The sequence below is a fragment of the Amycolatopsis sp. NPDC051903 genome (genome assembly GCF_044452505.1).
GTDB lineage: Bacteria > Actinomycetota > Actinomycetes > Mycobacteriales > Pseudonocardiaceae > Amycolatopsis.
Window position 1 is genome coordinate 103,467 of the sequence record NZ_JBITBT010000009.1, and the last position, 26,681, is coordinate 130,147.

The window sequence follows — 26,681 nt, forward strand, 5'->3', positions numbered from 1 at the left end:
ATGTCCGAAGTGGCTCAGCGGAACGCGGGGATCCCCGTCACCGCCTGGCCGAGCGACAGTGCGTGCATCTCCTCGGTGCCCTCGTAGGTGAGCACCGTCTCGAGGTTGGCCATGTGCCGCATCACCGGGTACTCGAGCGAAATCCCGTTGGCACCGAGCATCGACCGCGCGGTGCGGGCGACGTCGAGCGCCGAGCGGACGTTCGCGAGCTTGCCGAAGCTCACGTGGTTGTGGTGCAGCGCGCCAGCGTCCTTGAGCCGGCCGATCTGCAGCGCCACCAGGCCCGCGCGGTTCACCTCGACCAGGAGGTCGGCCAGTTTGCGTTGCGTCAGCTGGAAACCGGCGAGCGGCTTGCCGAACTGTTCGCGCGAGAGCGTGTAGTCCAGCGCGGTTTCGTAGCAGGCGCGGGCGGCGCCGACGACCCCGAAGAGGATGCCGTAGCGGGCTTCGTTGAGGCAGGACAGCGGACCGCGCAGGCCACGGACCTCGGGGAACGCCGCGGACTCGGGCAGCCGCACGCCGTCGAGCACCAGCTCGGCGGTGAGCGACGCGCGCAGCGACAGCTTGTGCTTCACCTCGTTGGCGGTGAAGCCCGGCGTCGACGTCGGGACCACGAACCCGCGGATGCCGTCGTCGGTCTGCGCCCACACCACCGCGACGTCGGCGACGGTGCCGTTGGTGATCCACATCTTCGTGCCGGTGAGCACCCAGTCGGAGCCGTCGCGCACGGCGCGGGTGCGCATGCTGCCCGGGTCGCTGCCGGCGTCGGGTTCGGTGAGGCCGAAGCAGCCCAGCGCCTCGCCGGCGGCCATCTTCGGCAGCCACTCCCGGCGGTGCTCTTCGCTGCCCCAGCGGTGGATCGCGAACATCGCGAGCGAGCCCTGCACCGAGACGAAGCTGCGCAGCCCCGAGTCGACGGCCTCCAGCTCGCGGCACGCGACGCCGTAGGCCACCGCGCTCGTGCCGGCGCAGCCGTAGCCCTCGAGGTGCATGCCCAGCAGGCCGAGCTGGCCGAAGCCCTTCGCGAGCTCACGCGCGGGCAGTGAACCCGACTCGTACCAGCCGGCGACGTTGTCGAGGAGCTGGTCGCGCGCGTAGTCGCGCACGGCGTCCCGGATGGCCCGTTCCTCCTCGGACAGGCCCGCGTCGAGGTCGAGGAAGTCGTGTGGGTCCGGGGTCGTGCTCATCGGCTGCTCCTACTGGCTCGCGGCGATGCGGTGCCAGCAGGAAATCACAGATGACGCCCGTACCACCTCGTGGGATTCATCACGTTCATTTTGCGAGCGTCACGAGAGCGACATGAGTCAACCTCGGCCCGCGATGGTTGCAGGGGAATCGCCAGGTCCGTGAACTGCGGAAACGGGACGCTGTTGATGTCGTCACGCCACGCGTCGAACATTTGGCGGAGGAGGTCCGACTCGGACATCTCTTCCTCTTCTGGGGGTCCGGGGGCACCGGCGGTGCCTCAGCCGAACGGGTGAATACCCCAACGGACCTCGGGTGAAACGGGGTCGCGTGCAAAAATTCGCGGGCCGCCGCCAAGGTCACGTTCGCGAAGGAGCGAACCATGCGTCTGTTGACGACGGCGGCGAAAGCGCTCGCCATTTCCGCGGCTGCCGTGCTGGGCTGCGCGAGCCTCGCGTCGGCCTCGCCCGCCGGCTGGCGGGTGATCGGGAAGACCTCGGTCGCCAACTCGATCAGCGGTGAGGGCATCACCACGCTGCGGCTGCCGGGCCGGGCCCCGCAGACCGTCTACCGCAACGGCACCACCATCCCGCAGGCGCTGAAGGACGAGGGCTGGGGCCACGTCGGCGACCCGGACTCGCTGCGCGGCTACACGTTCGACGTCTACCAGGACACCGTCACGAACCCGCCGACGTCGAAGATGTACCTGGTCACCGCACCGTCGGGAGAGACGACGGAGTTCGTGCACCCGCTGCGGGCCGATGAGCCCGCGGCCAACGCCAACGCGCAGGTCGCGGTGACCCCGGACGGCCAGTGGCTCGTCTCGGGCGCGCTGGGTGATGCGACGGAGCTGTACGTCTCTCCGACGCCGTTCCTCAACCGCCGTGCCCCGCGCGTGGCGGGCGACCTGCCGCTCGCGGCGCGCATCCACCTCGACCACCCCGTCCGGTCGGCCCAGGGCTGCGACTTCGTGTCCCCGGCCCGGCTGCTGTGCGCGACGTCGGACTCCGCCAACGACCTGTACCCGACGAGCTACCAGCTCCTGCAGGTCGACCTGCCGCACGCGGTGACCGGGCACGACGTCACGGCGCACGTGACCGAGCTCGGGCAGCTGCCCCTGTCGAGCACCTGCACCGGCGCGTTCACGCCCGAGGGCGTGGACTACGACGCGCCCACGGGGACCTTGCGCGTGGAGGTCGTGCCGCCGGCGCCGTGCAACACCGTGACGGACGTCTACTCGTTGCGCCGCCGCTGACGTGCGCTCCCGCCCCGGGACTAGGCTTGTGGTGTGTCTCGTGTGGTGATCCTCGACTACGGTTCCGGCAACCTCCGCTCCGCCGAACGCGCCGTCGCGCGCGCGGGCGCCGAGGTGGAGGTCACCGCCGACCCGCATGCCGCGGTCGAGGCCGACGGGCTGGTCGTGCCCGGGGTGGGGGCGTTCTCCGCGTGCATGGCGGGGCTGCTCGACGTGAAGGGGCACCGCATCATCGGCAAGCGCCTCGCCGGCGGCCGTCCCGTGCTGGGCATCTGCGTGGGCATGCAGATCCTCTTCGCGCGCGGTGTCGAGCACGGCGAGGAGACCGAGGGCACGGGCGAGTGGCCCGGCACGGTCGAGCAGCTGCAGGCCGACGTGCTGCCCCACATGGGCTGGAACACCGTCCGCGCGCCGGTGGACTCGCAGCTGTTCGCCGGGATCGATCCCGCCGAGCGGTTCTACTTCGTGCACTCCTACGCCGCGCGCAAGTGGGAGCTGGAGTCGGGCCTGCCCGGGCGGCAGCCGAAGGTCACGTGGGCCAACCACGGCGAGGACTTCGTGGCCGCCGTGGAGAACGGCCCGCTGTGGGCCACGCAGTTCCACCCGGAGAAGTCGGGTGACGCGGGCGCGAAGCTGCTGCGCAACTGGCTCGACACCCTGTAGCTTCCTTCGCGTTTTGGCGGCTCTAGGCTGTCGCGGTGACTTTCACGCTGTTTCCCGCAGTTGATGTGGCCGATGGTCAGGCCGTGCGCCTCGTGCAGGGCGAGGCCGGCACCGAGACGTCCTACGGCAGCCCGCTGGACGCGGCGCTCGCCTGGCAGCGCGACGGCGCCGAGTGGATCCACCTCGTAGACCTCGACGCGGCCTTCGGCAAGGGCTCGAACCGCGCCCTCCTCGCGGAGGTGATCGGCCGGCTCGACGTGCAGGTCGAACTCTCCGGCGGCATCCGCGACGACGCCTCGCTGGAAGCCGCCCTCGGCACGGGCGCCCGCCGCGTGAACCTCGGGACGGCGGCCCTCGAAGACCCCGAGTGGACGGCCAAGGTCGTCTCGTCGTACGGCGACCGCGTGGCGATCGGCCTGGACGTGCGGATCACCGCCGCCGGCCACCGCGTCGCCGCGCGCGGCTGGACCTCCGACGGCGGGGACCTGTGGGAGGTGCTGGAGCGCCTGGACCGCGACGGCGCCGCACGCTACGTCGTGACGGACGTCAGCAAGGACGGGACGCTGCGCGGGCCGAACCTGGACCTGCTGCGGGAAGTGACGGCCCGCACGGACGCACCGGTGATCGCCTCCGGCGGGGTGTCCAGTGTGGATGACCTCCGGGCCCTGGCCGGGCTGGCTTGCGACGGTGTCGAAGGTGCGATCGTGGGGAAGGCGTTGTACGCCGGGGCGTTCACGTTGCCGGAGGCGTTGGCCGCGGTTCGCTGATTCTGCGGTGTGGGGGCGGCTCGTTGTTGGCCGGGCGGCTCGTCGCGCGGGGCGCGACGTTGCGCCTGGGGTGGTGCGTGGGGGCACCCCGATCTTTGATTGTGACGACGGTCTGGATCACCTTGTCAAGGCTGGGAAGCGTGCCTTGACAAGGTGATCCAGACCGCGTGAAGAGCGGGGATCGAGGTGCAGGGCCGGGTCTGGGTGCTGGGGTGCCTGGCGTAGATCGGCCGCGGTGGGCGCGTGGGTTGGTTCTGGGGCCTGGTTGCGTAGGCGTCGCCGGCTGGGCGTGGGGAAGTGCGAGGTTTGGGGTCGGGCTGGCTTCGGTGTTCTTGTGCCAGACCCCAGAACTCACCAGACAAACCCCCGCCCTCCCAAGGGGGGCGTCCCTTGTCCATTCTATCGGCCACCACCGACGAAAACGTCTCCAAGCGAGGTCGGAGGCGAACCTGTCCACAACTCGGCAACCCTGTGGACAACCGTGTTCGGGGGCCCGCTACCGCGCGCCGACACGGCCAGCTGACATCGCCCCAAGCCCAAGCCCAAGCCCAAGCCCAAGCCCAAGCCCAAGCCCAAGCCCAAGCCCAAGCCCAAGCCCAAGCCCAAGCCCAAGCCCAAGCCCAAGCCAGCGCCTCCCGAACGCGCCGCGCCTCTCCGCCTAATCCGAGGCCTTCTCCTCCACCTTGATCGCGATCCCGATCGTCCGCTGAGCACCCCGCAAGCGGCTGAAGAACATGGTCACCCGGCCGACCACACCGTACTGGCGGGCGATCGCCTTGCGGACGCGGTCGCTGGCGGCGTCGTCGAGGAGGCGGGCGGTGCCGGTCGCGGTGGGGCCGTGGGTGCGGCCGCGGAAGTCGCTCGGCTGGATCTCGACGCGGCCGCTGTTGCGGATGCGTTTGACCTTGCCCGCGTGGCGTTCGGACGACACCACGAGTTCGTCGCCGTCGCGGGTGAACCAGACGGGGGTGGGCACGGCGCGGCCGTCGCGGCGGAAGGTGGTGAGGACGACGTACTTCTCGGCTGCGAGGCGGTCCAGTTCCGTCGGCACGTGTCCACAGTAGTCCGGGTCAGGCCCCGCCGAGCCAGTCGTAGTCCGGGGCCGGGTCGAGGACCACGCCGTCGGCGACGGCGAGCAGGTCGGCGCGCGGCAGCTTGCCCGAGACGGTGAGCCAGCGGCCCGACGGCAACCGCACGGTCACCAGGTCGGGCAGCGCGGCGCCGGGTACGCCGCGGATCGTGGCCGGGACCGAGCCGCCCAGGCCGGGGGAGGCGGGGCCGACCGTGGCCTGCACCGACGACGCCGGGGCGCGCGCCTCGAGCGTCGTGGTGCCGTCGGCGGGGGTGGCACCGCTGACGGTGGTCGCGGCTTCGCGCAGGCCGTCGGGCAGGGGGCCGAAGCGGGCTTCCCCGCGGATCGGGGTGGGCTCGGAAGCCGTCACGTCCTCGGCGATGCGCTGGGCGACCTCGCGCGCGCCGGGCACGGCGTCGACCTCGGCGCGCAGCACGTGGGTGTCGTCGGGGGACCAGGTCAGGACCGCGGACGTCGCCGAGCCCGTGACCATCGCGACGCGCCCGTGCACCACGATCTGGTCGCGCAGCGCGGCGATGCGCAGGGCCGTCGCGGACCAGTCGGGGTCCGCCGTCGAAAAGGCCGACAGCTCGATGCGGCTCGGCCCGGCGAACCAGCGGCGCACCTGCGGCGTCGTGCCCGGCCCGGCCGAGCGGTACTGCTCGGTGAACCCGTCGGGCAGCCAGCCGGGCGCATAACCGAGCACCGGGCGGCTCGCCGCGGCGGTGACCTGCTCGTCGGGCACCGAACCCACCACGACCGACACCCCGACCGTCGCCACGACCACGGCGGCGGCCACCGCGGCCAGCGCCAGCCGCGCCCGGCGCCGGCGCGACTGCCGCGCCCTCACGAGCGCGTTGCGGACCTCGTGGCCGTCGGGAGCGCGTTCGGCCAGCCGCTCGAGGCTGTCGCGCAGCAGCGTCTCGGTGTCGTGCTCGGGCTGGCTCATTCTCCGGCTCCGGTGGTCAGGGCGGTGGGCAAGGGGCGCACGGCGGCGCGCAGCGTGGCCAGTCCGCGCGAGATCTGGCTGCGCACGGTCGAGGTGCCGCAGCGCAGGACCTCGGCGATCTCCTCGTCGGAGTAGCTCTCGTAGTAGCGCAGTACGAGCGCCGCGCGCTGCTTGCGCGGCAGCGTCGCGAGGCGGGCCAGCATCTCGTCCCGCTCGTCGTAGGCCGTCGACGGGTCGGCTTCCGGCGGGCTGATCGCGTCGAGCACCTCGTGGCTCGACGGGACCACGCGCCGGATCGCGCGCCGCCGCCAGGACAGGTACTCGTTGGTGACCATCCGCCGCACGTACGTGGGCGCCGACTCGATCTTCGCCCAGCGTTCCTGGGCGCGCAGCAGCACGTCCTGCACGATGTCCTGCGCCAGGTGCGGATCGTCGGTCAGGACGGTCGCGTAGCGCAGGAGCCCGTCGAGACGCTCCGCCACGAACTCGTCGAAGCTGGTGGTCACGTTCCTCAGACGCGCGACCACGCCGTTTTGATGCATCGCGAGCCAATTTCAGTTGTGACTAGCCTATGCTGACGCTCGTGGACGGCGAAGTGGGCGAGTGGGTCGAGCGGGTCGCGGCCTTCCTCACGCGCGAGTACGGGCTGCCGCCGATCGCCGGACGGGTGCTCGGCCGGCTCATGACGTGCGACCCGCCGGAGCAGTCGGCCGCGCAGCTCGCCGAGGCGGTCGGCGCGAGCCGCGCGTCGCTGACCACGAACCTGCGGCTGCTCGTCGCCGTGGGGCTGGTCGCCAAACGCGCCGGTCGCGGCGAGCGCACCGCGTACTACCGCGTGGACGACGACGCCTGGCAGCGCGTGATCCGCCGGCGCATCGCCACGCTGGGGTCGTTCCGCGACATCACGCGCGCGGGCGTCGAGCTGCTCGAGCGCGACGGCGGCCGCGCCGCGCGCGTCCGCAGCGCCGACGCGGCGTTCGCGTGGCTGGCCGAAGCCTTTCGAGACGCTGGGGAGCCGGGATGAAAGCAGTGGTGGTGGGCGGCGGGATCGGTGGACTCACGGCGGCGATCGCGTTGCGGCGCACGGGACACGAGGTCGCCGTGCTGGAACGGGCGCCCGAGCCGCGCGAGATCGGTGCGGGCCTGTCGCTGGCGCCGAACGCGTTGCGCGCACTGGAGGCACTCGGCATCGGTGAGCGCGTGCGGAAGCACTCGGCGCCGTCGGAGGTCACGGGGACCCTGCGCACGTCCTCGGGCCGGTACCTGCGGCGGTTCCGGGCCGGCCGCGACGAGCCGCTGGCCGCGTTCCACCGCGCCGAACTGCACGGCGCGCTGCTGGCCGAGCTGCCGGAAAGCGTGCTGCACACGGGAACCGAGGTCACCGATCCGTCCGAAGTGGACGCCGATGTGGTGGTCGCGGCCGACGGTGTGCACAGCGGGCTGCGGCGCCGCCTCTTCCCGGCCGCGCCGGCGCCGGGCTTCCGCTACACGTGCTGGCGCGGCGTCACCGAACCCGGCGCGGCACCGCCGGTGCGCGGCAGCTTCACGATGGGGCGCGGCGCGTACTTCATGATCCACCCGCTGCCCGGGGACCGCTCGTGCTGGGCGCTCGGCGCCGCCGAGGCCACGCCCGGCGTGACTCACCCGGACGAGCACGCCGAGGTGTCCCGTCGCGTCGCCGACTGGCCGGCCGAGCCGCGCGAGCTCGTCGCGGCGACGCGGCCGGAGGCCGTGCTGCACAACGACATCCTCGACCTCGACCCGCTGCCCGCGTTCACCAGCGGCCGCGTCGCGCTGCTCGGTGACGCGGCTCACGCCGTGCCGCCGGACCTCGGGCAGGGCGCCTGCCAGGCGATCGAGGACGCCGTGGTGCTCGCCGCCGCCCTGCGCGACGACTCGGTCGCCGACGCCTTGGCCGCCTACGACTCGGCGCGCCGGCCGCGCGCCGCGTACGTCACGAAGCAGGCGCGCGCGAAGGCCGTGGCCGACACGTCGTCGGCGTGGTGGCTGCACTTCCTGCTGGCCGTGACGGTGCCGGTGATGCCCGCGTCCGTCATCCGCCGCCAGGCGTCGCCGCTGTGGGACTGGACACCGCCTGCGCTCTGACCGGGCGGGCGGACCGTCGCAGGTGGACGGCTACGCTGGTGGCATGGCTGTGGCGGTGAGGGTGATCCCGTGTCTGGACGTCGACGCGGGCCGGGTGGTGAAGGGCGTGAACTTCGCCGACCTGCGCGACGCGGGCGACCCGGTGGAGCTCGCCCGGCTCTACGACGCGGAGGGCGCCGACGAGCTGACCTTCCTCGACGTCACGGCGTCCTCGGGCAACCGCGAGACCACCTTCGACGTGGTCCGCCGCACGGCCGAACAAGTCTTCATCCCGCTGACCGTGGGCGGCGGCGTGCGGTCGAACGACGACGTGAACCGGCTGCTGCGCACGGGTGCGGACAAGGTGAGCATCAACACGGCCGCGATCGCGCGCCCGGAGCTGCTGCGCGAGGCGTCGCGCCGGTTCGGTGCCCAGTGCATCGTGCTGTCGGTCGACGCGCGGCGCGTGCCCGAAGGCGGCGAGCCGACGGCGTCGGGCTTCGAGGTCACCACCCACGGCGGCCGCCGGGGCACCGGCATCGACGCGGTCGAGTGGGCCGCGCGCGGTGAGGAGCTGGGCGTCGGCGAGATCCTGCTCAACTCGATGGACGCCGACGGCACCAAGTCCGGCTTCGACCTCGGGCTCATCGACCTGGTCCGGCGCGCCGTGCGCGTGCCGGTGATCGCCAGCGGCGGCGCGGGCGCCGTCGACCACTTCCTGCCCGCCGTCGAAGCCGGCGCCGACGCGGTGCTCGCGGCCAGCGTGTTCCACTTCGGACAGCTGAAGATCGGCGACGTGAAGCGCGCGCTGCGCGGCGGCGGGGTCGTCGTCCGATGACCCTCGACGCGGCGCTGTCCCAGCGGCTCAAGCGCAACGCCGACGGCCTGATCGCGGCCGTCGTCGTCGAGCACTCGACCTCCGACGTGCTGATGATGGCCTGGATGAACGACGAGGCCCTCGAAGCCACCCTCACCACGCGGCGCGGCACGTACTGGTCGCGCAGCCGCCAGGAGCTGTGGGTGAAGGGGGACACCTCGGGCCACGTCCAGCACGTCCGCGAGGTGCGGATCGACTGCGACGGTGACACAGTGCTCCTGCGCGTGGACCAGACCGGACCGGCCTGCCACACGGGCACCCACACCTGCTTCGACTCCGCGGAGCGCCTGCTCCTCGCCGACGAGAGTGAGAACACCCCGTGACGGTGGTCGCGAACGTGCTGGTGGGGCTCGTCGCCCTCATCCACGTCTACATCGTGGTGCTCGAAATGTTCCTCTGGACGACCCCGCGCGCCCGCGCGGCGTTCGGCACCACCGAGTCCTTCGCCCAAGAGAGCAAGGCACTCGCCGCCAACCAGGGCCTGTACAACGGTTTCCTCGCGGCCGCCCTGATCTGGGGCCTGATCGCCACCGACCCCACCGGCTTCCAGCTCAAGCTCTACGGCCTGGCCTGCGTGATCGTCGCCGGTCTCTACGGCGCCGCGACGGCGTCGAAGCGGATCCTGCTGGTGCAGGTCGTGCCGGGCGTTCTGGCGCTCGTGTTCCTGCTGCTGGCCCGCTGACCGGCGTCGACCTCACGCGCGAAACCGCCCGGCTGCGGGCCGTCGCCTGGCGGGCGTGGGTGCTCACGGGATTCTGGACCGCGGGGTTCGCCGCCGGCCTGCTCGGTGTGCTCGGTGCGCTCCACGCAGCCGACGACCTGCTCGTGACCGGGACCCGCGTGCCCGGCACGGTCGTCGGCGTCGACAGCCCGGACACGGGCACGCGGTCGATCGTCGTGGCCTTCACCGCCGACGGCCGCGAGGTCTCCGAACGGATCGATCGAAGCTCCCCGGCGACGTACGCATCCGGGCAACGCGTGACGGTGGTCTTCGACCCGGCCGACCTCGAGCGGGCCCGCACGACCGAAGAGGACGGCCTGAACGACACCGGCCTCGGTTTCGCGTGGACAGGGCTCGTCCTGGTGGCGGGCTGCGCGCTCGTCGCCGCGTCGGCCGCCGCCGGCTGGTCCCGCCGCCACCACGCGGTGCGCCGCACGGGCTGGCGCGCGGCGACGGCCACGGTGGTGCTCGCACCCAGTACGGGCCGCGGGCTCAACCCGCCGTACCTGGACGCGCGCCTGGCGTCCGGCGAAGCCGTCCGCCTGCGCGCCGCGCCGTCCACCCACGGCGCCCGCTTCCTCCGCGTGTACACCGACCGGCCCGCGTGGCTGGGCGGCTCCGGCGCCGCGTCGGTGGTCCTGTTCCGCCACGGTCGCGGCGAAGCGCCGTACGCGGTGCCCGCCGGGGTCGTCGACCCGCGGGCACAGGACTAGACAACACGCCGGACGGGGGCGTTCGGTTGCCTTCCCGCCTGGTGTTCTCCATCGCAGACTTTTCCCTGGTGGAGCTGCATTTCGCAGCCGTACGCTCAGCAGATGGATCTGGGGACGACCAACGAAGAAGGCGGCAGACCCGAGCGGGCTGCCGAAGACGGCGAACCGCTCTTACCCGCTTCGAAGCCGACCGGGCGTGCGCGCAAGCGCATGCGCCGGCACGAACTCGCCCAGCGCGAGCGGGCGCGCCGCGGCCCGGCGGCTCCCGCGGAATGGGACCGGGCGCTGCGCCGGCGGTTCTGGCGCGCCGTCGTCGCGGCGACGGTGTGGTTCCTGGTGATCCCGGCGGCAGCGGTGGGGATCACGGTGCTGCAGAACTCGTCGGACTGGTTGCTGCAGAACGGTTCCACGGCGCGGGGCGAGGTCGTGGCCGTGCGCACGCCGGTGAGCGGGCACGGGACACCGACCATCATCGTGGCCTACCTCGCCGGCGACGTGTACGAGCAGCAGGAGATCAACCGCGACTCCGGCGCCGGCTACACGGTCGGCCAGGCCGTGACGGTGTACTACGACCCGGCGGACCCCGAGCGCGCGCGGACCGACGCCGAGCAGAACCTGAGCGACGGCCGGATGGGCGTCTTCGTCGTCCCGCTCGTACTGGTCCTGATCTTCTTGCCGTTCGCGGTGGCCTACGCGGTGGGCTGGGCCGGGCGCCGGCGCGCGGCGCGGCGCACGGGGTGGGCACCAGTGGCGGCGCAGGTGTTCGACTCGTCGGGCGGTTACCACCTCCTGCGCCTCGAGTTCCCCGGCGGCGCACACCTGGTTGCCCGGACGGTCGCGGCGGTGCGCGGGCGGTACTCGTTCCTGCGCAAGGGCCCGTTCGAGGCCTGGGTCGCGGGCGAAGGCCGCCGCCTGGTGCTGGTGCTCCCGAGCGGTCCCCGCGGCCCGACCCCGTACGCGGTCCCGCTCCGCATCCCGCGTGGTTCGAAGTGGAGCGGACGATGACCCGGCGGCCGGTAGGCAAACGTCGGCGCGAAGCCTTCCCCGCCGACCGCACGGCACCCGAAGACGGCGAACTGTGGCTTCCGCCCGGCGACGACGCCCGCCCGGACGGCCGCTACCGCGTGCTGTCCTGGCTGGTCCGTCGCGTCGGCTGGGCGTTCGCCGGCGTGGTCGTGGCCGTCGGCGTGCTGGTCTCGGGGATCGTCCTGCTCGTGGTCGAAGAGGCCACCGCGGCCCGGGCGCACGCGAACGACCTCACGGTCTACGGCGTGGTGGTGTGGCTCGCCGACCGGCACTTCGAGGTGTCCTACCCCGGCCCCGACGGTCCGCACGAAGTCGACTTCCCCTACCGGAAGAGGGAGTTCCTGGGCGTCGGCGAGCGGATCGAGGTGACGTACGACCAGGCGGCGCCCGGTGTCGCGCGCCGGCCGGACGACTCCGTCCTGAACCCGCTCGGCGCCACCATCGCTTACGGCCTGATCTTCGGCGGACTCATCGGCGGGCCGACCGCCGCCGGGTTCGTGGTGCTCTTCCACCGCCGCCGCCGGGCGGTGCTCAGGACGGGCTGGCGCTCGGCCACGCTCGACTTCGGCGAGCCCGGCGTCACCCGCGCCACGTTCGCCGACGGCAGCCACCTGCGGCTGCGGCCGGCGCGTGGCCTGTCGCGCCCATACGCGCGGCTCGGCACCCGTCGCCGCGGCGGGTTCCTGGCGGGCGAAGGCAACCGCATGATGCTGCTCGTCCCCGGGTTCCACCCGGTCGACGTGCAGGCCGTGAGCACGCGCTGGACCTAGAGCCCGAGATCTCCGGTCAGGTACCGCTGGATGGTCGGCGCGATGGCGGTCACCAGCGTCTCGACCTCGGCCGTCGCCATGGGTTCGAAGCGGGCGATGTAGCGGATCACGCCGAGGCCGACGAGCTGTGAGGCGCACAGCGTGGTGCGCAGGGCGCCGTGGTCGGAGCCGAGGCCGCCGATGAGCTCGGTGAAGAACTTCGAGAAGAACTCGCGCAGCACGGTGGACGCGAGTTCGTGGCCGGCGACGCTGCGGACGAGCGCCTGGAACGTGTCGCCGCCCGCGCCGTCCCAGCGGGTGACGAACGTGCGCACCACGCGTTCGCCGAACTGCTCGTCGGGCCCGTCGCGCAGGGTCGCCACGAGTTCGATCGGCGAGAAGGGCAGTTTCAGCACGGCCTGGGCGAACAGGCCCTCCTTGCCGCCGAACCAGTGGTTGACCATGGCGGCGTCGACGCCGGCGCGGGCCGCGATCGCGCGGACCGTCGCGCGTTCGTAGCCGTTCTCCGCGAACACCGCCCGCGCGGCCTCCACCAGCGCCGTCTTGGTGTCCTGCCCGGCCGGGCGGCGGCCGCGCCGGCGGGAGGTAGTGTCTTCGGTCGTCACGGTGTCCACTATGAACCCTGGCCACGTTGAATTCAACAGGCGCTGAATTCAAGGCCGCCCACGGTCGGCCCAGGCCCGCGCGGCACAATGGCCCCTATGGTCAGTTCAGCAGCCGGCAAGCCCGCGGGACCCGGCCCGGTCAGCCCGTCCCGCGCGGAGTTCCGCGCCCTCGCCGAAGACCGCCGCGTGATCCCCGTGGTGCGCAAGGTGCTCGCCGACGGCGAGACCCCGCTCGGGATCTACCGCAAGCTCGGCGCCGATCGCCCCGGCACGTTCCTGTTCGAATCGGCCGAGAACGGGAAGTCGTGGTCGCGCTGGTCGTTCGTGGGCGTGCGCAGCCCGGCCGCGCTGACGGTGCGCGACGGGAAAGCCGTGTGGACCGGCACGCCGCCGGTCGGCCTGCCGACCGAAGGCGACCCGCTGCAGGTGCTGCGCGCCACCGTCGAAGCGCTGCACACCGAACCGCTGCCCGGCCTGCCCCCGCTGACGGGCGGCATGGTCGGCTACATCGGCTACGACGCCGTGCGCTGGCTGGAGAAGCTGCCCGAGCTCGCCGAGCGCGACCTCGACATCCCCGAGCTGACCATGCTGCTCGCCACCGACCTCGCGGCGTTCGACCACCACGAGGGCACGGTCACGTTGATCGCCAACGCGGTCAACTGGGACAACTCCCCGGAACGCGTCGACGCGGCGTACGACGACGCGCTGCAGCGCCTGTCGGCCATGACCGAGCAGCTGCGCGTGCCCGCGCCGCCGACCGTCGCGACGTTCGACCGGCCCGCGCCGGAGTTCACGCGCCGCCGGACGAAGGAGGACTTCCACGCCGCCGTCGACAAGGCCGTGGAAGCGATCAAGGCCGGCGAAGCGTTCCAAGTCGTGCCCTCGCAACGGTTCGAGATCGAGACGGGCGCCGACGCCCTCGACGTCTACCGCGTGCTGCGCACCTCCAACCCCAGCCCGTACATGTACCTGCTGCGCCTGGAGGGCTTCGACATCGTCGGGTCCAGTCCGGAGTCGCTGGTCACCGTGCGCGACGGGCGCGCCACCACGCACCCCATCGCGGGCACGCGCTGGCGCGGCGCCGACCCGGAGGAGGACGCGCAGCTGGCCAAGGACCTCCTGGCCGACGAGAAGGAGCGCGCCGAGCACCTCATGCTCGTGGACCTCGGCCGCAACGACCTCGGCAAGGTCTGCCGCCCCGGCAGCGTCCACGTGGTCGACTTCTTCCAGATCGAGCGCTACAGCCACGTGATGCACATCGTGTCCACGGTCACCGGCGAGCTGGCCGAGGGCAAGACGGCCTTCGACGCGGTCGCCGCCTGCTTCCCGGCCGGCACGCTCTCGGGCGCGCCGAAGGTGCGGGCGATGCAGCTGATCGAGGAGCTCGAACCCGTGCGCCGCGCGCTGTACGGCGGCGTCGTCGGCTACCTCGACTTCGCCGGCGACGCGGACACCGCCATCGCCATCCGCACCGCCCTGATGCGCGACGGCGTCGCGTACGTGCAGGCCGGCGGCGGCGTCGTGGCCGACTCCGTGCCGGACTACGAGGACACCGAGTCGCTCAACAAGGCGCGCACCGTGCTCTCGGCCGTCGCGGCGGCCCAGACCATGGTGCCGGCGGGTGAACTCGACCCGGCCGAGGACTCAGCCGGTGTCTGACGAACCCGAACCGGCCGGCGCCACCCCGCCGGAGCCGGAATCGCCGCAACCAGCCGGTTCGGCGCGGTCCGGCGCGGAAACCCCCGCCACGGTGGGGGAAACCGCGGCGCCGCCGTCTCGACGTCCACTGTGGACGATCATCATCGGCCTGCTCCTCGGTGCCCTCGCGTTGTGGGGCGCCGCCAAGCTCGCCTGGTACGCCGAGTTCCGCGACGAGGGCGTGCTCGGCGTGAAGCTCTACACCGAAGACGGTGAGCAGCGCGCGACCGCCCTCGTGCCGCTGGCCCTGCTGGCGCTGGCCGGCGTGGCGGGGGTGATCGCGACCGGCGGCTGGGCGCGCCGGCTCCTGGGCGTGGTGCTGGCGCTGGCCGGGCTCGCGGGCGTCTGGACCGGCGTGAACGGCGTGAAGTTCAGCGGCTGGGCGTCCGGGCTGCCCGTCGCGGAGTTGCTGCTGGGGCGCGGTCTGGCGGTGCTCGGCGGAATTCTTCTCGTCGTCGCGGGGTTGGTGGCCGTCAAGGGCGCCGGTTCCGCGCGGCGGCTCGGTGCCCGCTACGCCGCGCCGGGTGCCAAGCGCGCCCGGCGTGATCCGGACACCGAGTTGTGGGAGGCGCTTTCCGAGGGTGAGGACCCCACCGCGGGCAGGTGAACGCCGGGTACCGAAGGGCATTCGGAGCAAGGCGTGCACCCGGAACGGGCGGGTCTCAGAGCGGGGGTTAGCATCGTTTCGGCGGGAAGGGGAAGGTTTTTGTGAGCGACCTTGCGAATGGATCGATGACTTCACCGTCGGGTGGGGTTGCCCGGTGAGCGTGCTCGAAGACATCGTCGCCGGTGTGCGGGAGGACCTCGCGGTGCGCGAGTCCGTGCTGCCCTTCGACGAGCTGAAGGCCCGCGCGGCGAAGTCCGCGGCGCCCCGCGACGTGATGGCCGCCCTGAAGGAATCGGGCATCGGCGTGATCGCCGAGGTGAAGCGGCGCAGCCCGTCCAAGGGCGACCTGGCCACGATCCCGGACCCCGCCGCGCTGGCGAAGGACTACGAAGACGCCGGGGCGCGCGTGATCAGCGTGCTCACCGAGCAGCGCCGCTTCGGCGGCTCGCTCGCGGACCTCGACGCGGTGCGCGCGGCGGTCGACGTTCCCGTGCTGCGCAAGGACTTCATCGTCAGCCCGTACCAGGTGCACGAGGCCCGCCTGCACGGTGCGGACATGGTGCTGCTGATCGTGGCCGCGCTGGAGCAGAACGCGCTGGCCGCGCTGCTCGACCGCGTCGAGTCGCTGGGCATGACCGCACTCGTGGAGATCCACAACGCCGAAGAGGCCGACCGCGCTCTCGAGGCCGGCGCCAAGGTGATCGGCGTGAACGCCCGCAACCTGCACACGCTCGAAGTGGACCGCGACGTGTTCTCGCGGCTCGCCCCCGGCCTGCCGTTCGAGGTGTTCAAGGTCGCCGAGTCCGGGGTCCGCGGCCCAGGCGACCTGATGTCGTACGCCGGTCAGGGCGCCGACGCCGTGCTGGTCGGCGAGGGCCTGGTGGCCTCCGGCGACCCGAAGGGAGCGCTGGTGAAACTCGTCACCGCCGGTTCGCACCCCGCCTGCCCGAGGCCGTCGCGGTGACCGAGCAGGAGCACAGCAAGCACGACCCGGACGAGCGCGGTTACTACGGCCCGTACGGCGGCCGGTTCATGCCGGAAGCGCTGATCGGCGTCGTCGACGAGGTCGCGGCCGAGTACGACAAGGCGCGCCGCGATCCCGAGTTCACCGGCGAACTGCGCCGGCTGCTCAACGAGTACGCCGGCCGCCCGTCGCTGCTCACCGAGGCCAAGCGCTTCGGCGAACACGCGGGTGGCGCCCGGGTGTTCCTCAAGCGCGAGGACCTCAACCACACCGGCTCGCACAAGATCAACAACGTGCTCGGCCAGGCACTGCTCACCAAGCGCATGGGCAAGAAGCGCGTGATCGCCGAGACGGGCGCCGGCCAGCACGGCGTGGCCACGGCCACCGCGTGCGCGTTGCTCGACCTCGAGTGCCTGGTCTACATGGGCGAGGTCGACACCGAGCGCCAGGCGCTGAACGTCGCGCGCATGAAGCTGCTCGGTGCCGAGGTCGTGCCGGTCAAGACCGGGTCGCGCACGCTCAAGGACGCGATCAACGAGGCGCTGCGCGACTGGGTCACCAACGCCGACACCACGCACTACCTGTTCGGCACCGCCGCGGGGCCGTACCCGTTCCCGATGATGGTGCGCAACTTCCACAAGGTCATCGGCGAGGAAGCGCGCGCCCAGATCCTCGAGCAGGCCGGGCGGCTGCCCGACGTCGTCGCCGCGTGCGTGGGCGGCGGCTCCAACGCCATCGGCATCTTCTCGGGCTTCTACGACGACCCGTCGGTGCGGCTGGTCGGGCTCGAGCCGGGCGGCGAGGGCATCGACGGCAACCGCCACGGCGCCACGCTCACCAAGGGCAGCCCGGGCAACCTGCACGGCGCGATGTCGTACCTGCTGCAGGACGAGGACGGCCAGACGGTGGAGTCGCACTCCATCTCCGCCGGTCTCGACTACCCGGGTGTCGGCCCGGAGCACGCGTGGCTCAAGGATTCCGGCCGCGCCGAGTACCGGCCGGTCACCGACGCCGAGGCGATGGACGCGTTCCGGCTGCTGTCGCGGACCGAGGGCATCATCCCGGCGATCGAGTCGGCCCACGCGCTGGCCGGCGCCCTCGTGCTCGGCCGCGAACTCGGGCCCGACGGCCTGATCATCGTGAACCTCTCGGGGCGCGGCGACAAGGACATGGACACCGCGGCCAAGTGGTTCGGGCTCGTGGACGGGGAGGACAAGTGAGCGGCCTCGACGACCTCTTCGCGGCGACGCGGGCGGAGGGCCGGGCCGCGCTGGTGGGCTACCTGCCCGCAGGCTTCCCGTCGGTCGACGGCTCCAAGGACCTCCTGGCCGCCACGATCGACGGTGGTGCGGACCTCCTCGAGGTCGGCGTGCCGTACTCGGACCCGGTGATGGACGGCCCCACGATCCAGGCGGCCGCCGAATCGGCGCTGGCGAGCGGGTTCAAGCTCAAGCGGCTCTTCGAGGTCGTCGAGTCCGTGTCCGCCCGCGACGGCAAGGCCGTGGTGATGACGTACTGGAACCCCGTGCACCGCTACGGCGTGGACCGCTTCGCGCGCGACCTCGCGTCGGCCGGCGGCCTCGGCATGATCACCCCGGACCTCATCCCCGACGAGGCCGGAGAGTGGATCGAGGCGTCGAACAACCACGGCCTGGACCGCATCTTCCTCGTCGCGCCTTCGTCCTCGGAGGAACGCCTCGCCCTCACCACCGCAGCCTCCTCCGGCTTCGTCTACGCGACGGCCGTCATGGGCGTCACCGGCGCCCGCGACCAGGTCGGCGTGCACGCGGAAGACCTGGTCTCCCGCACACGCGCCCACACGAACCTCCCGATCGGCGTCGGCCTCGGCGTCCGCTCCGGCGACCAGGCCGCCCAAGTCGCCGCCTTCGCCGACGCGGTCATCGTCGGCTCCGCCCTGGTCACCGCCGCCGCCAACGGCGGCCCCGACGCCGTCCGCCACCTGGCCGGCGAACTAGCCGAAGGCGTCCGCCGAGCCCCGGCTCCTGCCTGACACGGGTTTCGCTTCAGGTTGCCCCGGGCTTGGATTGGGCTTGGGGCCACGCGATCTGCGCACCCGCCCTTTCAGCTCGCGTTGCCCCGGCTACGGATGTGTGCCGGTCCCGCACCGAACCTGCGCTGCCCTCGGCTACCCAACCCACCACCCAGCCGCACCCACCCCCACCCAACAACGCAACTCACCGCGCACCCAGACCCCGCCCTGCATCTCGATCCCCGCTCTTCACGCGGTCTGGATCACCTTGTCAAGGCACGCTTTCCAGCCTTGACAAGGTGATCCAGACCGTCGTCACAATCCAAGATCGGGGTGCCCCTCCGCACCACCCCAGGCGCAACGTCGCGCTCCGCGCGACGAGCCGCCCGGCCAACGACGAGCCGCCCCCACACCCCCTCAATGCAACCACCGCATCACCTCACACAACTCCTCATCCGACAAACCCCCCAACTCCGCCACCTCACCCCGCCGCACATCCATCAACGTCGTAGCCAGCTCCGCCCCGAACTCCGCCTTCAGCACGTCATCGGCCTCAAACGCCGCCACCGCCTCGTCCAGCGACCGCGGCAACCGCCGCACTCCCGCAGCCGCTGCCTCCGCCGCCGACAACGAACCCGGATCCACCTCCACCGGCGCCGGTAACCGCGTCCCGGCAGCTACCCCGGCGAGCCCCGCGAACAGCAACCCAGCCACCACCAGGTACGGGTTCGCCGTCAGGTCGAAGCACTTCACCTCGAGATTCGCCGCGGTCTCGCGCCGCCCCACCGGTCCGCGCACCAGCCGCAGCGGCGCCTCCCGGTTTTCCCACCCCCACGCCGTGAAAACCCCGGCCCAGTGGTGCGGCTCCAGCCGCAAGTAACTCACCACCGACGGCGCACCGACGGCCAGCAGTGCCGGTAAGCGCGTGAAAATCCCGGCCGCGAACATCTCGGCGGTGTCCGTCAGCCCGAACTCCCCGTCGCCTCCCGAGCACAGGTTGCGGGCGCCCTCCCAGAGGCTCAGGTGCACGTGGCCGCCGTTGCCGACGCCGCCGGGCGCGAACTTCGGCGTGAACGACGTCCGCAGCCCGTGGTGGGTGCCGACGACCCGGATCGTCTCGCGGATCAGCACCGCCACGTCCGCCGCGCGCACCGGGTCGGCCGCCGCGACCGTGAGCTCGAACTGTCCCGCCGCGTACTCCGGGTGCAGCTGTTCGACGTCGACGTGCTGACTGTCCAAAGCGGACACCAGCTCGCGCAGGTACGCGGAATTGCCGGTGAGGCGCGAAAAACCGTACGCCGGGCCGGGCACCGGGACGCCGTCGGAGTCCGCGACGACCCACTCGATCTCGAAGGCCATCCGCGCCGACCAGCCCCGGGAAGCCAGCCGCGACACGGCCGCCGCCGCGAGCGCCCGCGAATCCTGCGGGTGCGGTGCACCCTCCTGGTCGTAGCGCAGCGCCGGCGCCCACGCCCAGCCGGGCTGGGCCGCGAGCGGGGTGAGCGCGTCGAGGTCCGGGTGCAGGCGCAGATCGCCGACCGGGCCGAGTGAGTACGGGCCGGGGGCGATGGTGTCCGTGCACAGGAAGAAGTCGAACGAGTTCGACGCGCCCACACCCCACGCCGCGGCGTCGGCCAGCCGGGCCACCGGCACCGCCTTCACGCGTGAAATGCCGGAGTTGTCGACGAAGGTCAGCGCGACCAGCTCGACCCCCGAACGGCCCAGCCGCGCTGCGGCGTCCGCACCCCGCCGGCCGAGTTCCGCCCGATCGAGCTGGCTCATCCGTGCCCCCGCGATGTTCACTGTGTACTTCACGTCGCCCAGCAACGAGGAGTTCGCTGCCTCCGGACCACCGAGGAGCGCATCGTGTCAGACATCGTCGAAACCCGTCCAGCGCTGCGCCGCACCCTGTCGGTGTGGCAAGCCGTCGGCCTGTCCGTGGCGCTGATGGCGCCCAGCATGGCCGCCAACATCAACCCGCAGCAGACCGCGGCCGCCGCCGGGCGCGCCGTGCCGCTCGCCTTCCTGCTCTCGGCCGTCGGGGTGCTCCTGGTGGCCTACGGCTTCGTCCGCCTGTGCCGGTACTACAACCACGCCGGGTCGGTCTACGCCTTCGTCGGCGCGACGCTCGGCCCGCGCGCGGGCGTGGTGTCCGGCATCGGCCTGCTCGGCACGTACACCTTCTACGCCGTGGTCACCAGCTCCGCCGCGGGCACGCTGGGCACGGCGTTCCTCACGCAGGTGGGGATCTGGCCGAACCCGCCGTGGTGGGGTCCGTTCGTGCTGACGGGCGTCGCGCTCGTCGGCACGTGGCTGCTCGCGGTCGCGCCGGCGCGGCGCGGCACGTCGACGTTGCTGGCCGTCGAGGGCGCGACGATCGCGGTGATCCTGCTGGTCACCGCTGTGATCCTGGTTCGGCTGATCGCCGGCGGCGCCCCGGGCGGAGCGCACTTCACGCTGTCGGTCTTCACCTTCACCCCGGACGTCGGCCTGTCCGGGGTGTTCCTCGGTGCGGTGTTCGGGTTCCTGTCGTTCGCGGGCTTCGAAGCGGCCGCGACGCTGGGGGAGGAGACCCACAACCCGCGCCGCAACATCCCGCGCGCGATCCTCGGCACGGCGCTGTTCGGCGGCGCCTTCTTCGTGGTCGTCACCGCCGTCGAGATGATGGCCTTCGGCGCCGACGCCCAGGCGTTCCACGACTCCGCCTCGCTGCTCGGCGACCTCGGCACCTCGTTCGTCGGCGCCTGGGTCGGCGACGTGATCAGCATCGGCGCCGCGATCAGCGCCTTCGGCTGCTGCCTCGCCTGCGTGGTCGGCGGTTCACGTCTGCTGTTCGCCGTGGGCCGCGACGCCTTCAACGGCCGCGCCATCGGGCGGGCGTCGGCCAAGGGCACACCCGTCATCGCCGTGACGGCCGTCGCGCTGGCCGCAGCCCTGATCATCATCGTGTGCGCGGTGTTCTTCGGTGCCACCGCGGAGGACACGTTCGCGTGGAGCGGGTCCATCGGCACGCTCATCCTGCTGGTGATCTACCTCCTGACCACCCTGGGCGCCATCCTGCTCCTGTTCGTCCGCCGGGCGATGCACGTGCCGTGGTGGCACCTGATCTTCCCGCTGGGCGCGTTGGCCCTGCTCGGCTACACGGTGTACGTCAACGTCGTCCCGTACCCCACCGAAGGCCCCGCCCGCTGGTTCCCCGTGGCGGCCGGCGCGGTCCTCGTGCTGGCGATCGTCTTGGTGCTCGTGGCGCCGGGCTTCGCCCGTAGGGTGGGGGAAAAGCTGGCGGTCGCGGGAGGGGACGGGTGAGCGGGGTGCTGGACTTCGTCGCCGACGTGCCGCTGGTGGACCACCACTGCCACGGCGTGGTGACCGGCGAGCTGGCGCGCGAGGCGTTCGAGGCGATGCTCACGGAGGCCGACTCCGTGTCTCCGCTGGGGACGTCGCTGTTCGACTCGCTGATCGGGCTGGCCGTGCGGGAGCGGTGCGCGCCCGTGCTGGACCTGCCGAAGCACGCACCCGCCGAGGACTACCTCGCGCGGCGCGCGGAGCTGGGCGCCGACGAGGTCAACCGGCGGCTCCTGCGCGCTACCGGCACCACCGACTTCCTGCTCGACGGCGGTTTCCGGCCGGACTCGCTCACCGGCACCGGCGAGTTCGCGCAGCTCGCCGGCAGCCGCGCGCACGACGTGGTGCGGCTGGAGCAGGTCGCGGAGGACGTGGTGCGCGCGGGCACCACCGCGAGCCGGTTCGCGGCCGACTTCGGGGCGGAGCTGGCGAAGCGCGCGGAGCACGCCGTCGGGGTCAAGTCGATCGCCGCGTACCGCGTGGGGCTGGCGCTGGAGGGCGACCGTCCCGACCCGGTCGAGGTGTCCGACGCGGCCGGGCGCTGGCTGGCGCGCGTCGGCGCCGGGCTGCCGCTGCGGCTGGCCGACGAGGTGCTGCACCGCCACCTCGTCTGGTCGGGCATCGACCTCGGCCTGCCCGTGCAGTTCCACGTGGGCTACGGCGATTCCGACGTCGACCTGCACCGCTGCGATCCGTTGCTGCTCACCGGTTTCCTGCGGGCCACGCGGGAAACCGGGGTGCCGATCCTGCTGCTGCACAACTACCCGTTCCACCGGGGCGCCGCCTACCTCGCGCAGGTCTTCGAGCACGTCTTCGTCGACACCGGGCTCATCACGCACAACGCCGGCTTCCGCGCCCCCGCGATCCTGGCCGAGACGCTGGAGCTCGTACCGTTCGGCAAGCTGCTGTTCTCGACCGACGCGTTCGGTCTCGCGGAGCTCTACCACCTCGGCACAACCCTGTTCCGCCAAGGACTTTCCGATTTCCTCGAGTCCGCCCTCGCCGCCGACGCGCTGTCCGAAGTGGACGCGCAGCGCCTCACCCGGCTGGTCGGCCACGAGAACGCCCGACGCGTCTACCGCCTGGAGCCCCGATGACCGACCTGGCCGCGCGGTGGCGCGCCGCACTCGCCGACGAGCTGCCCGCGGCGATCGAGCTGCGCCACCGGCTGCACGCCGACCCGCGCGCGTCCGGCGACGAGGAGGACACGGCTCGTGCAGTCACCGCCGCGCTCGGCCTGGGCGAAGGCACGCGCGTCGCCAAGACCGGGCGGCTGCTCGAGCTGCCCGGCGAGCACCCCGGCCCGGCCGTGGCGCTTCGGGCCGAGCTCGACGGGCTGCCGGTGGCCGAACGCACGGGCGTGCCGTGGGCGTCGGCGTCCGGGCTCATGCACGCGTGCGGCCACGACGTGCACCTGGCCGCGCTCGTCGCCGTGTGCCGCGCGGCGCGACGGCTGGGCCTGCCGCGACGGCTCGTCGCGGTGCTGCAGCCGCGGGAGGAGACGTCGCCGTCGGGCGCGCTGGACATCGTCGAGTCCGGCGCGCTGGAGGAGCTGGGTGTCGAAACGGTCATCGGCGCCCACGTGCAGCCGCGGCTCGCGCACAACGTCGTGTCGGCCGCGCCCGGGCCGGTGAACGCGTCGACCGACGAGTTCGAGATCGTCCTCCACGGCCAGGGCGGGCACGCCGGCTACCCGCACCTGGTGCGCGACCCGGTCCTGGCGCTGAGCCAGCTCGTGGTCAGCCTGCAGCAGCTGGCCAGCCGCCGGATCGACCCGGTGCACGGCGCCGTGTGCACGGTCGGGCGCATCTCCGCGGGCACGGCCGCCAACGTCGTCCCGACCACGGCGACCGCTCTCGGCTCGCTGCGGCTCATGCGCGCGAGCGATCGCGACGAGGCGCTGGCCGCGCTGGCCGAGATCGTGCACTCGACTGCCCGCGCGTACGGCTGCACCGCCGACCTGCACCTCAGCCCGTGCGAACCCGTGCTGGTCAACGACCCGGCGCTGGCCGCCGCGGCCCAGCCGTGGCTGCTCGAGGGCGGCGCCGACGTCGACGTGGACTTCCGGTCGTTCGGCGCCGACGACTTCGCCCACTACTGCGGCTCCGGGACGCGCGGGCTGATGCTGTTCGTGGGCCTCGGGGACACCGCCGGTGCGCGCAGCCTGCACGACGAGGTGTTCCTGCCCGAGGACGCGGCCGTCGGCCAGGTCGCGGGCGCGTTGCTCGCCGGGTACCTGGCCGCTCTGCAGCCGGGTGGCTACGAGTAGTCATCGTCGCGACCGGACCGTGACCGGTCCTTCACGAACCCTTCGGCGGCGTCCTCACCACACCGGAGCATTGACGCGCTACGGTGACCGCGTGTATTCCGCCTCGGCAGCAGCCTTCCTGGCCACGATCCCGAGCCCCGACCGCGGTGTCTGGCATCTCGGGCCCATCCCGCTCCGCGCCTACGCGCTGTGCATCATCGTCGGCATCATCGTCGCGATCTGGTGGGGTGAGCGGCGCTGGGTGGCCCGCGGCGGCACCAAGGGGACCGTGATCGACGTCGCGGTGTTCGCCGTGCCGTTCGGCCTCGTCGGCGGCCGGCTCTACCACGTGATCACCGACCCCGAGCTGTACTTCCTGCCGGGCAAGAACCCGTGGAACGCCTTCGCCATCTGGGACGGCGGCCTCGGCATCTGGGGCGCCATCGCCCTAGGCGGGGTCGGCGCGTGGATCGCCTGCCGCCGCAAGGGCATCCCGCTGCCCGCACTCGCCGACGCGATCGCGCCGGGCATCGTCACGGCGCAGGCCATCGGCCGCATCGGCAACTACTTCAACCAGGAGCTCTACGGCGCGCACACCGACCTGCCGTGGGGCCTGGAGATCTACCAGCGCTTCGACCCGGTGACGGGCGCGCCCGACACCCTCTCCGGTGTCGCCACCGGTCACATCCCGCTGCCCGACAGCCCGGTGCACCCGACGTTCCTGTACGAGCTGATCTGGAACCTGCTGGTCGCACTGGTCGTCGTGTGGGCCGACCGCCGCTTCAAGCTCGGCCACGGCCGCGCGTTCGCCCTGTACGTGGCCGGTTACACGCTGGGCCGCTGCTGGATCGAGCTGATGCGCACCGACACCGCCAACCACATCCTCGGCCTGCGGGTCAACGTCTGGACCTCGATCCTCGTGTTCCTCGGCGCGGTGATCTTCATGATCGTCGCGAAGCGGCGCGGACCGCGCGAGGCGCCGGAAACGTTGCGCAGCAAGGGCGACGAGCGTGATGCGGAAGAGGCGGCCGAGACACCTGAGGCACCGGCGGCCGAGGAGCCCGAAAGCCGCAACGAGATCAAGGTGGACGCCGGATCGTCCGGTTCGGACCCGGAGAAGCCCGAAAAGTCCTGACAGGTTTCCCAAGCACGAGGTCCCTGGTCCGAGCTGGACCGGGGACCTCGTGCGTGAGGGGCTCAGCCGAGCGGAGAGCCGCCGAAGTAGTCGTCGTCGCCGGGCGCGGGGTCGGCCGGGCGGCGGCGCGGGGGCGGGTCCTGGCGCTTCGGCGCGCCGTCGCGGTTGGCGAGCGGGTTGGTGAACTCGTCGTCGTCCGTGGCGGGTTGTTCGTGCCGGGGTGCGGCGTGCCGGCCGTGGTCCGGCGCCGGCGGTGCGGGCTCCGGGGCCGGGGTGCTCGGCGGAGCCGGAGTGGCCGGGGTGGCCCGGCCGCGGTCCGCGAGCGGGTCGGCGAAGTCGTCGTCCGACGGCGCGCTGTGGCGCGCCCGCGGTTCCTCCTGCGGCGGCCCGGTGTGCCGCTCCTGCTCCGGGGCGTCCTGCGCCTGCTGCGCACTGCTCGCGAGCGGGTCTTCGTTCGAGAAACCCTTCGGCTCCACCTCGGCTGCGGGGTAGGCCGAACGGCCGCTGTCGGCGACGTCGTTGCGGGCGCCTTCGCGTGCTTCGAGGACCTCTTCGGGCGAGAGTCCTTCCTGCAGCTCCTCGAACATGTCCTTCGCCTCGCCGAGCTTGCCGGACGCGAGCGCCCGAACGTCCGGGTCGGCGAAGGCGCGGCCGGAGGCGACGTCCTCCCACGTGAGCTTGCCGGCGTCGACCTTCTTCTTGACGAGCCGCAGTTCGGCCGGAGCGTCCGGCTTCGACGCGGCCTTCTTGACCGCCTCGACGCGCTCCGGGGTGTCGGTTTTCGGGAGTGGCTTCAGCCGCAGCTTTTCGAGGTTCTTCAGCAGCTCGCGCGACTTGGCCACGGCGCTGTCGAGCGCCGCTTCCGCCTGGCGGATCTCCGGGGTCTTCCACGCGTCCTGCGCGGGAACGGGCCCTGACATGACGGACGGTCCTTTCAGTCGATGTGGCCGCTGATCCGGCCGCTTCCGGAGTGCGCCGGGGACCGGCTCTCCGCGCGGCTGTCCCAGTACTTCTCGTTCTTCTCTGCCTGCTCGTCGGATTCCTTGACGCCCTTGGCCGCGGTCTTCCCGATCTTGACCCCGTCGCCGGCGATGGCTTTGGTGTCGTCCTTGATGTCGCCGACGTCGCCCGCGATGTTCTTGCCGATGTCGACGGCATCGCCGATGCTGCTGATGTCCTTGATCTTGGCCAGCTGGGACCCGATGTCCTTCACCGAGTTCCACAGCTCGCCGACCTTCTCGATCACGTCCTTGATCGTGTCGATGATCGAGATGATGGCGTTGATCAGCGGCAGGATCTCCGTGAGGCCGGTGATCGCGTCGGCGACCCACCCGGCGATCGGCACGCACGCCTCGGCCGCCATCGTGAGCAGCCGGTCGATCAGGCTCTTCAGCAGGTCGAGTGCCTTGGCCGTGAGCTTCTTCGACGTGTCCGACAGGAAGTCGAAGCCCTTCGCGATCAGGCTCGCGATCCCGGCCTCCGCGACCAGCCCGGCGCGCCACCCCGCCTCGACGTACGCCTTGTGCGCGAGCGCCGCGGGGCCGGTCCAGCTTTCGCCGAGCACCTTCTCGTTGCCGATCATCACGGCCGAGAACGCCTTCATCGACGTCGAGATGTTGCGCCACGCCTCGGCGTCGGCCGACATCTTCGAGAAGTCGCCCGTGATCGGCTCGATGAACTTCTGCGTGAGCGTTTCGCCGGTGAGCTTCTGGAAGATCCACTCCACCGCCATCACCTCGACGCCGGCTTCCTTCACGAGGTCCTGGATGTCCTCGCCGGACGTGTCCTCGGGCGGCTTGAGCGGCTCGGTGATGGTGCTGCCGTCGTCGAACCCGGCAGGCGTCTGGCCGCCGGGCCCCGGGAGTTCCGGCGCCTCCTTCTTGTCGTCGTCGGAGTCTTCGTCTTCGTCCTTTTCCTTTTTCTTCTTCGGCTCTTCCTCGTCCTCGTCCTTGTGCTTCTTCGTCTTGGTGCCGCCGCCGTGCTTGGCCATGTCGGTTCCCCTCGAG

Annotated in this window: 28 protein-coding genes; 20 read left to right on the top strand and 8 right to left on the bottom strand. The window is 72.2% G+C overall.

What is annotated here, in order from left to right; all coding sequences use genetic code 11:
• Positions 1-14 precede the first annotated feature (14 nt).
• On the bottom strand, positions 15-1,187 hold the full coding sequence (locus ACIA77_RS21560; RefSeq protein ID WP_395887696.1) for an acyl-CoA dehydrogenase family protein: 1,173 nt from the start codon (positions 1,185-1,187) through the stop codon (positions 15-17).
• Positions 1,188-1,567: 380 nt separating this feature from the next.
• On the opposite strand from ACIA77_RS21560, the gene ACIA77_RS21565 reads away from it, so the two are divergent.
• Genes ACIA77_RS21565 through priA form a run of 3 tightly spaced genes read left to right on the top strand, consistent with a single transcriptional unit; the run spans position 1,568 to position 3,870 of the window.
• Complete coding sequence (locus ACIA77_RS21565; RefSeq protein ID WP_395887697.1) at positions 1,568-2,440, top strand: hypothetical protein; 873 nt, start codon at positions 1,568-1,570, stop codon at positions 2,438-2,440.
• A gap of 42 nt (positions 2,441-2,482) precedes the next feature.
• Positions 2,483-3,103, top strand: a complete 621-nt coding sequence (gene hisH / locus ACIA77_RS21570) for an imidazole glycerol phosphate synthase subunit HisH (RefSeq protein WP_395887832.1) — start codon at positions 2,483-2,485, stop codon at positions 3,101-3,103.
• A 35-nt stretch (positions 3,104-3,138) separates the two neighbouring features.
• A complete protein-coding gene (gene priA / locus ACIA77_RS21575; protein WP_395887698.1) occupies positions 3,139-3,870 on the top strand; it encodes a bifunctional 1-(5-phosphoribosyl)-5-((5-phosphoribosylamino)methylideneamino)imidazole-4-carboxamide isomerase/phosphoribosylanthranilate isomerase PriA in 732 nt (243 codons plus the stop codon).
• Positions 3,871-4,528: 658 nt separating this feature from the next.
• Here the strand turns inward: priA and ACIA77_RS21580 are convergent.
• The 3 genes from ACIA77_RS21580 to ACIA77_RS21590 are packed head-to-tail and all read right to left on the bottom strand — an operon-like array spanning position 4,529 to position 6,397.
• A complete protein-coding gene (locus ACIA77_RS21580) occupies positions 4,529-4,921 on the bottom strand; it encodes a PPOX class F420-dependent oxidoreductase (protein ID WP_395887699.1) in 393 nt (130 codons plus the stop codon).
• Between the two features lie 19 nt (positions 4,922-4,940).
• Positions 4,941-5,891, bottom strand: coding sequence for a hypothetical protein (locus ACIA77_RS21585; RefSeq protein ID WP_395887700.1), 951 nt, complete (start codon positions 5,889-5,891; stop codon positions 4,941-4,943).
• Positions 5,888-6,397: a SigE family RNA polymerase sigma factor gene (locus tag ACIA77_RS21590; protein ID WP_395887701.1), complete on the bottom strand. Its 510-nt coding sequence runs from the start codon at positions 6,395-6,397 to the stop codon at positions 5,888-5,890. The genes ACIA77_RS21585 and ACIA77_RS21590 overlap by 4 nt, the downstream gene beginning before the upstream one ends.
• A gap of 77 nt (positions 6,398-6,474) precedes the next feature.
• Here ACIA77_RS21590 and ACIA77_RS21595 point away from each other — a divergent pair, with 77 nt between their 5' ends.
• The 8 genes from ACIA77_RS21595 to ACIA77_RS21630 all read left to right on the top strand — a co-directional run bounded on the left by ACIA77_RS21595 (position 6,475) and on the right by ACIA77_RS21630 (position 12,083).
• The gene (locus tag ACIA77_RS21595) at positions 6,475-6,915 is read left to right on the top strand and encodes a GbsR/MarR family transcriptional regulator (RefSeq protein WP_395887703.1); all 441 of its coding nucleotides are present in this window, start codon (positions 6,475-6,477) and stop codon (positions 6,913-6,915) included.
• Positions 6,912-7,997, top strand: coding sequence for an FAD-dependent monooxygenase (locus ACIA77_RS21600; protein WP_395887704.1), 1,086 nt, complete (start codon positions 6,912-6,914; stop codon positions 7,995-7,997). The genes ACIA77_RS21595 and ACIA77_RS21600 overlap by 4 nt, the downstream gene beginning before the upstream one ends.
• A gap of 43 nt (positions 7,998-8,040) precedes the next feature.
• Positions 8,041-8,814 carry an imidazole glycerol phosphate synthase subunit HisF gene (gene hisF / locus ACIA77_RS21605; RefSeq protein ID WP_395887705.1) on the top strand — a complete coding sequence of 258 codons (774 nt, stop codon included), beginning with the start codon at positions 8,041-8,043 and terminating at the stop codon, positions 8,812-8,814.
• Complete coding sequence (gene hisI, locus ACIA77_RS21610) at positions 8,811-9,176, top strand: phosphoribosyl-AMP cyclohydrolase (protein ID WP_395887706.1); 366 nt, start codon at positions 8,811-8,813, stop codon at positions 9,174-9,176. The genes hisF and hisI overlap by 4 nt, the downstream gene beginning before the upstream one ends.
• Positions 9,173-9,535 (top strand): DUF1304 domain-containing protein, encoded by a 363-nt coding sequence (locus tag ACIA77_RS21615; RefSeq protein ID WP_395887707.1) that lies wholly within the window; start codon positions 9,173-9,175, stop codon positions 9,533-9,535. Before hisI ends, ACIA77_RS21615 begins: the two co-directional genes overlap by 4 nt.
• A 59-nt stretch (positions 9,536-9,594) precedes the next feature.
• On the top strand, positions 9,595-10,287 hold the full coding sequence (locus ACIA77_RS21620) for a DUF3592 domain-containing protein (RefSeq protein ID WP_395887708.1): 693 nt from the start codon (positions 9,595-9,597) through the stop codon (positions 10,285-10,287).
• 102 nt (positions 10,288-10,389) lie between these two features.
• The gene (locus tag ACIA77_RS21625; RefSeq protein ID WP_395887709.1) at positions 10,390-11,292 is read left to right on the top strand and encodes a DUF3592 domain-containing protein; all 903 of its coding nucleotides are present in this window, start codon (positions 10,390-10,392) and stop codon (positions 11,290-11,292) included.
• Complete coding sequence (locus ACIA77_RS21630; RefSeq protein ID WP_395887710.1) at positions 11,289-12,083, top strand: hypothetical protein; 795 nt, start codon at positions 11,289-11,291, stop codon at positions 12,081-12,083. The genes ACIA77_RS21625 and ACIA77_RS21630 overlap by 4 nt, the downstream gene beginning before the upstream one ends.
• On the opposite strand, the gene ACIA77_RS21635 is transcribed toward ACIA77_RS21630, so the two are convergent.
• Positions 12,080-12,688 carry a TetR/AcrR family transcriptional regulator gene (locus tag ACIA77_RS21635; protein ID WP_395887711.1) on the bottom strand — a complete coding sequence of 203 codons (609 nt, stop codon included), beginning with the start codon at positions 12,686-12,688 and terminating at the stop codon, positions 12,080-12,082. The two genes, ACIA77_RS21630 and ACIA77_RS21635, sit on opposite strands and share 4 nt — an antisense overlap.
• Positions 12,689-12,784: 96 nt before the next feature.
• Between ACIA77_RS21635 and ACIA77_RS21640 the strand changes: the two genes are divergently transcribed.
• The 5 genes from ACIA77_RS21640 (at position 12,785) to trpA (ending at position 17,968) form a co-directional block, all read left to right on the top strand.
• Entirely contained in the window at positions 12,785-14,347 is a 1,563-nt protein-coding gene (locus ACIA77_RS21640; RefSeq protein WP_395887712.1) for an anthranilate synthase component I, read from the top strand.
• Between the two features lie 91 nt (positions 14,348-14,438).
• On the top strand, positions 14,439-14,993 hold the full coding sequence (locus tag ACIA77_RS21645) for a Trp biosynthesis-associated membrane protein (protein WP_395887833.1): 555 nt from the start codon (positions 14,439-14,441) through the stop codon (positions 14,991-14,993).
• 154 nt (positions 14,994-15,147) lie between these two features.
• The gene (trpC, locus tag ACIA77_RS21650; protein ID WP_395887713.1) at positions 15,148-15,957 is read left to right on the top strand and encodes an indole-3-glycerol phosphate synthase TrpC; all 810 of its coding nucleotides are present in this window, start codon (positions 15,148-15,150) and stop codon (positions 15,955-15,957) included.
• Positions 15,936-17,177 (top strand): tryptophan synthase subunit beta, encoded by a 1,242-nt coding sequence (gene trpB / locus ACIA77_RS21655; protein ID WP_395887834.1) that lies wholly within the window; start codon positions 15,936-15,938, stop codon positions 17,175-17,177. The genes trpC and trpB overlap by 22 nt, the downstream gene beginning before the upstream one ends.
• Positions 17,174-17,968, top strand: a complete 795-nt coding sequence (gene trpA, locus ACIA77_RS21660; RefSeq protein ID WP_395887714.1) for a tryptophan synthase subunit alpha — start codon at positions 17,174-17,176, stop codon at positions 17,966-17,968. Before trpB ends, trpA begins: the two co-directional genes overlap by 4 nt.
• A gap of 396 nt (positions 17,969-18,364) precedes the next feature.
• Here trpA and ACIA77_RS21665 read toward each other — a convergent pair whose 3' ends face one another.
• Complete coding sequence (locus tag ACIA77_RS21665) at positions 18,365-19,729, bottom strand: glutamine synthetase (protein ID WP_395887715.1); 1,365 nt, start codon at positions 19,727-19,729, stop codon at positions 18,365-18,367.
• An 84-nt stretch (positions 19,730-19,813) separates the two neighbouring features.
• On the opposite strand from ACIA77_RS21665, the gene ACIA77_RS21670 reads away from it, so the two are divergent.
• The 4 genes from ACIA77_RS21670 (at position 19,814) to lgt (ending at position 24,675) form a co-directional block, all read left to right on the top strand.
• Positions 19,814-21,253, top strand: a complete 1,440-nt coding sequence (locus ACIA77_RS21670; RefSeq protein ID WP_395887716.1) for an APC family permease — start codon at positions 19,814-19,816, stop codon at positions 21,251-21,253.
• Positions 21,250-22,389, top strand: a complete 1,140-nt coding sequence (locus ACIA77_RS21675; RefSeq protein WP_395887717.1) for an amidohydrolase family protein — start codon at positions 21,250-21,252, stop codon at positions 22,387-22,389. The genes ACIA77_RS21670 and ACIA77_RS21675 overlap by 4 nt, the downstream gene beginning before the upstream one ends.
• Complete coding sequence (locus tag ACIA77_RS21680; RefSeq protein ID WP_395887718.1) at positions 22,386-23,561, top strand: M20 family metallopeptidase; 1,176 nt, start codon at positions 22,386-22,388, stop codon at positions 23,559-23,561. The genes ACIA77_RS21675 and ACIA77_RS21680 overlap by 4 nt, the downstream gene beginning before the upstream one ends.
• Positions 23,562-23,652: 91 nt before the next feature.
• Positions 23,653-24,675 (top strand): prolipoprotein diacylglyceryl transferase, encoded by a 1,023-nt coding sequence (gene lgt / locus ACIA77_RS21685; protein WP_395887719.1) that lies wholly within the window; start codon positions 23,653-23,655, stop codon positions 24,673-24,675.
• Between the two features lie 62 nt (positions 24,676-24,737).
• Here the strand turns inward: lgt and ACIA77_RS21690 are convergent, their stop codons facing one another.
• A complete protein-coding gene (locus ACIA77_RS21690) occupies positions 24,738-25,595 on the bottom strand; it encodes a hypothetical protein (RefSeq protein WP_395887720.1) in 858 nt (285 codons plus the stop codon).
• A gap of 14 nt (positions 25,596-25,609) precedes the next feature.
• Positions 25,610-26,665 (bottom strand): hypothetical protein, encoded by a 1,056-nt coding sequence (locus ACIA77_RS21695; protein WP_395887721.1) that lies wholly within the window; start codon positions 26,663-26,665, stop codon positions 25,610-25,612.
• Positions 26,666-26,681 lie beyond the last annotated feature (16 nt).

Excerpts from the sequence above, each read along its gene's own strand:
- ACIA77_RS21560 (WP_395887696.1), bottom strand. The coding sequence starts at position 1,187 with ATGAGCACGACCCCGGACCCACACGACTTCCTCGACCTCGACGCGGGC.
- ACIA77_RS21565 (WP_395887697.1), top strand. The coding sequence starts at position 1,568 with ATGCGTCTGTTGACGACGGCGGCGAAAGCGCTCGCCATTTCCGCGGCT.
- ACIA77_RS21585 (WP_395887700.1), bottom strand. The coding sequence starts at position 5,891 with ATGAGCCAGCCCGAGCACGACACCGAGACGCTGCTGCGCGACAGCCTC.
- ACIA77_RS21600 (WP_395887704.1), top strand. The coding sequence starts at position 6,912 with ATGAAAGCAGTGGTGGTGGGCGGCGGGATCGGTGGACTCACGGCGGCG.
- hisF (WP_395887705.1), top strand. The coding sequence starts at position 8,041 with ATGGCTGTGGCGGTGAGGGTGATCCCGTGTCTGGACGTCGACGCGGGC.
- hisI (WP_395887706.1), top strand. The coding sequence starts at position 8,811 with ATGACCCTCGACGCGGCGCTGTCCCAGCGGCTCAAGCGCAACGCCGAC.
- ACIA77_RS21625 (WP_395887709.1), top strand. The coding sequence starts at position 10,390 with ATGGATCTGGGGACGACCAACGAAGAAGGCGGCAGACCCGAGCGGGCT.
- ACIA77_RS21630 (WP_395887710.1), top strand. The coding sequence starts at position 11,289 with ATGACCCGGCGGCCGGTAGGCAAACGTCGGCGCGAAGCCTTCCCCGCC.
- ACIA77_RS21640 (WP_395887712.1), top strand. The coding sequence starts at position 12,785 with ATGGTCAGTTCAGCAGCCGGCAAGCCCGCGGGACCCGGCCCGGTCAGC.
- ACIA77_RS21665 (WP_395887715.1), bottom strand. The coding sequence starts at position 19,729 with ATGAGCCAGCTCGATCGGGCGGAACTCGGCCGGCGGGGTGCGGACGCC.
- ACIA77_RS21680 (WP_395887718.1), top strand. The coding sequence starts at position 22,386 with ATGACCGACCTGGCCGCGCGGTGGCGCGCCGCACTCGCCGACGAGCTG.
- ACIA77_RS21690 (WP_395887720.1), bottom strand. The coding sequence starts at position 25,595 with ATGTCAGGGCCCGTTCCCGCGCAGGACGCGTGGAAGACCCCGGAGATC.
- ACIA77_RS21695 (WP_395887721.1), bottom strand. The coding sequence starts at position 26,665 with ATGGCCAAGCACGGCGGCGGCACCAAGACGAAGAAGCACAAGGACGAG.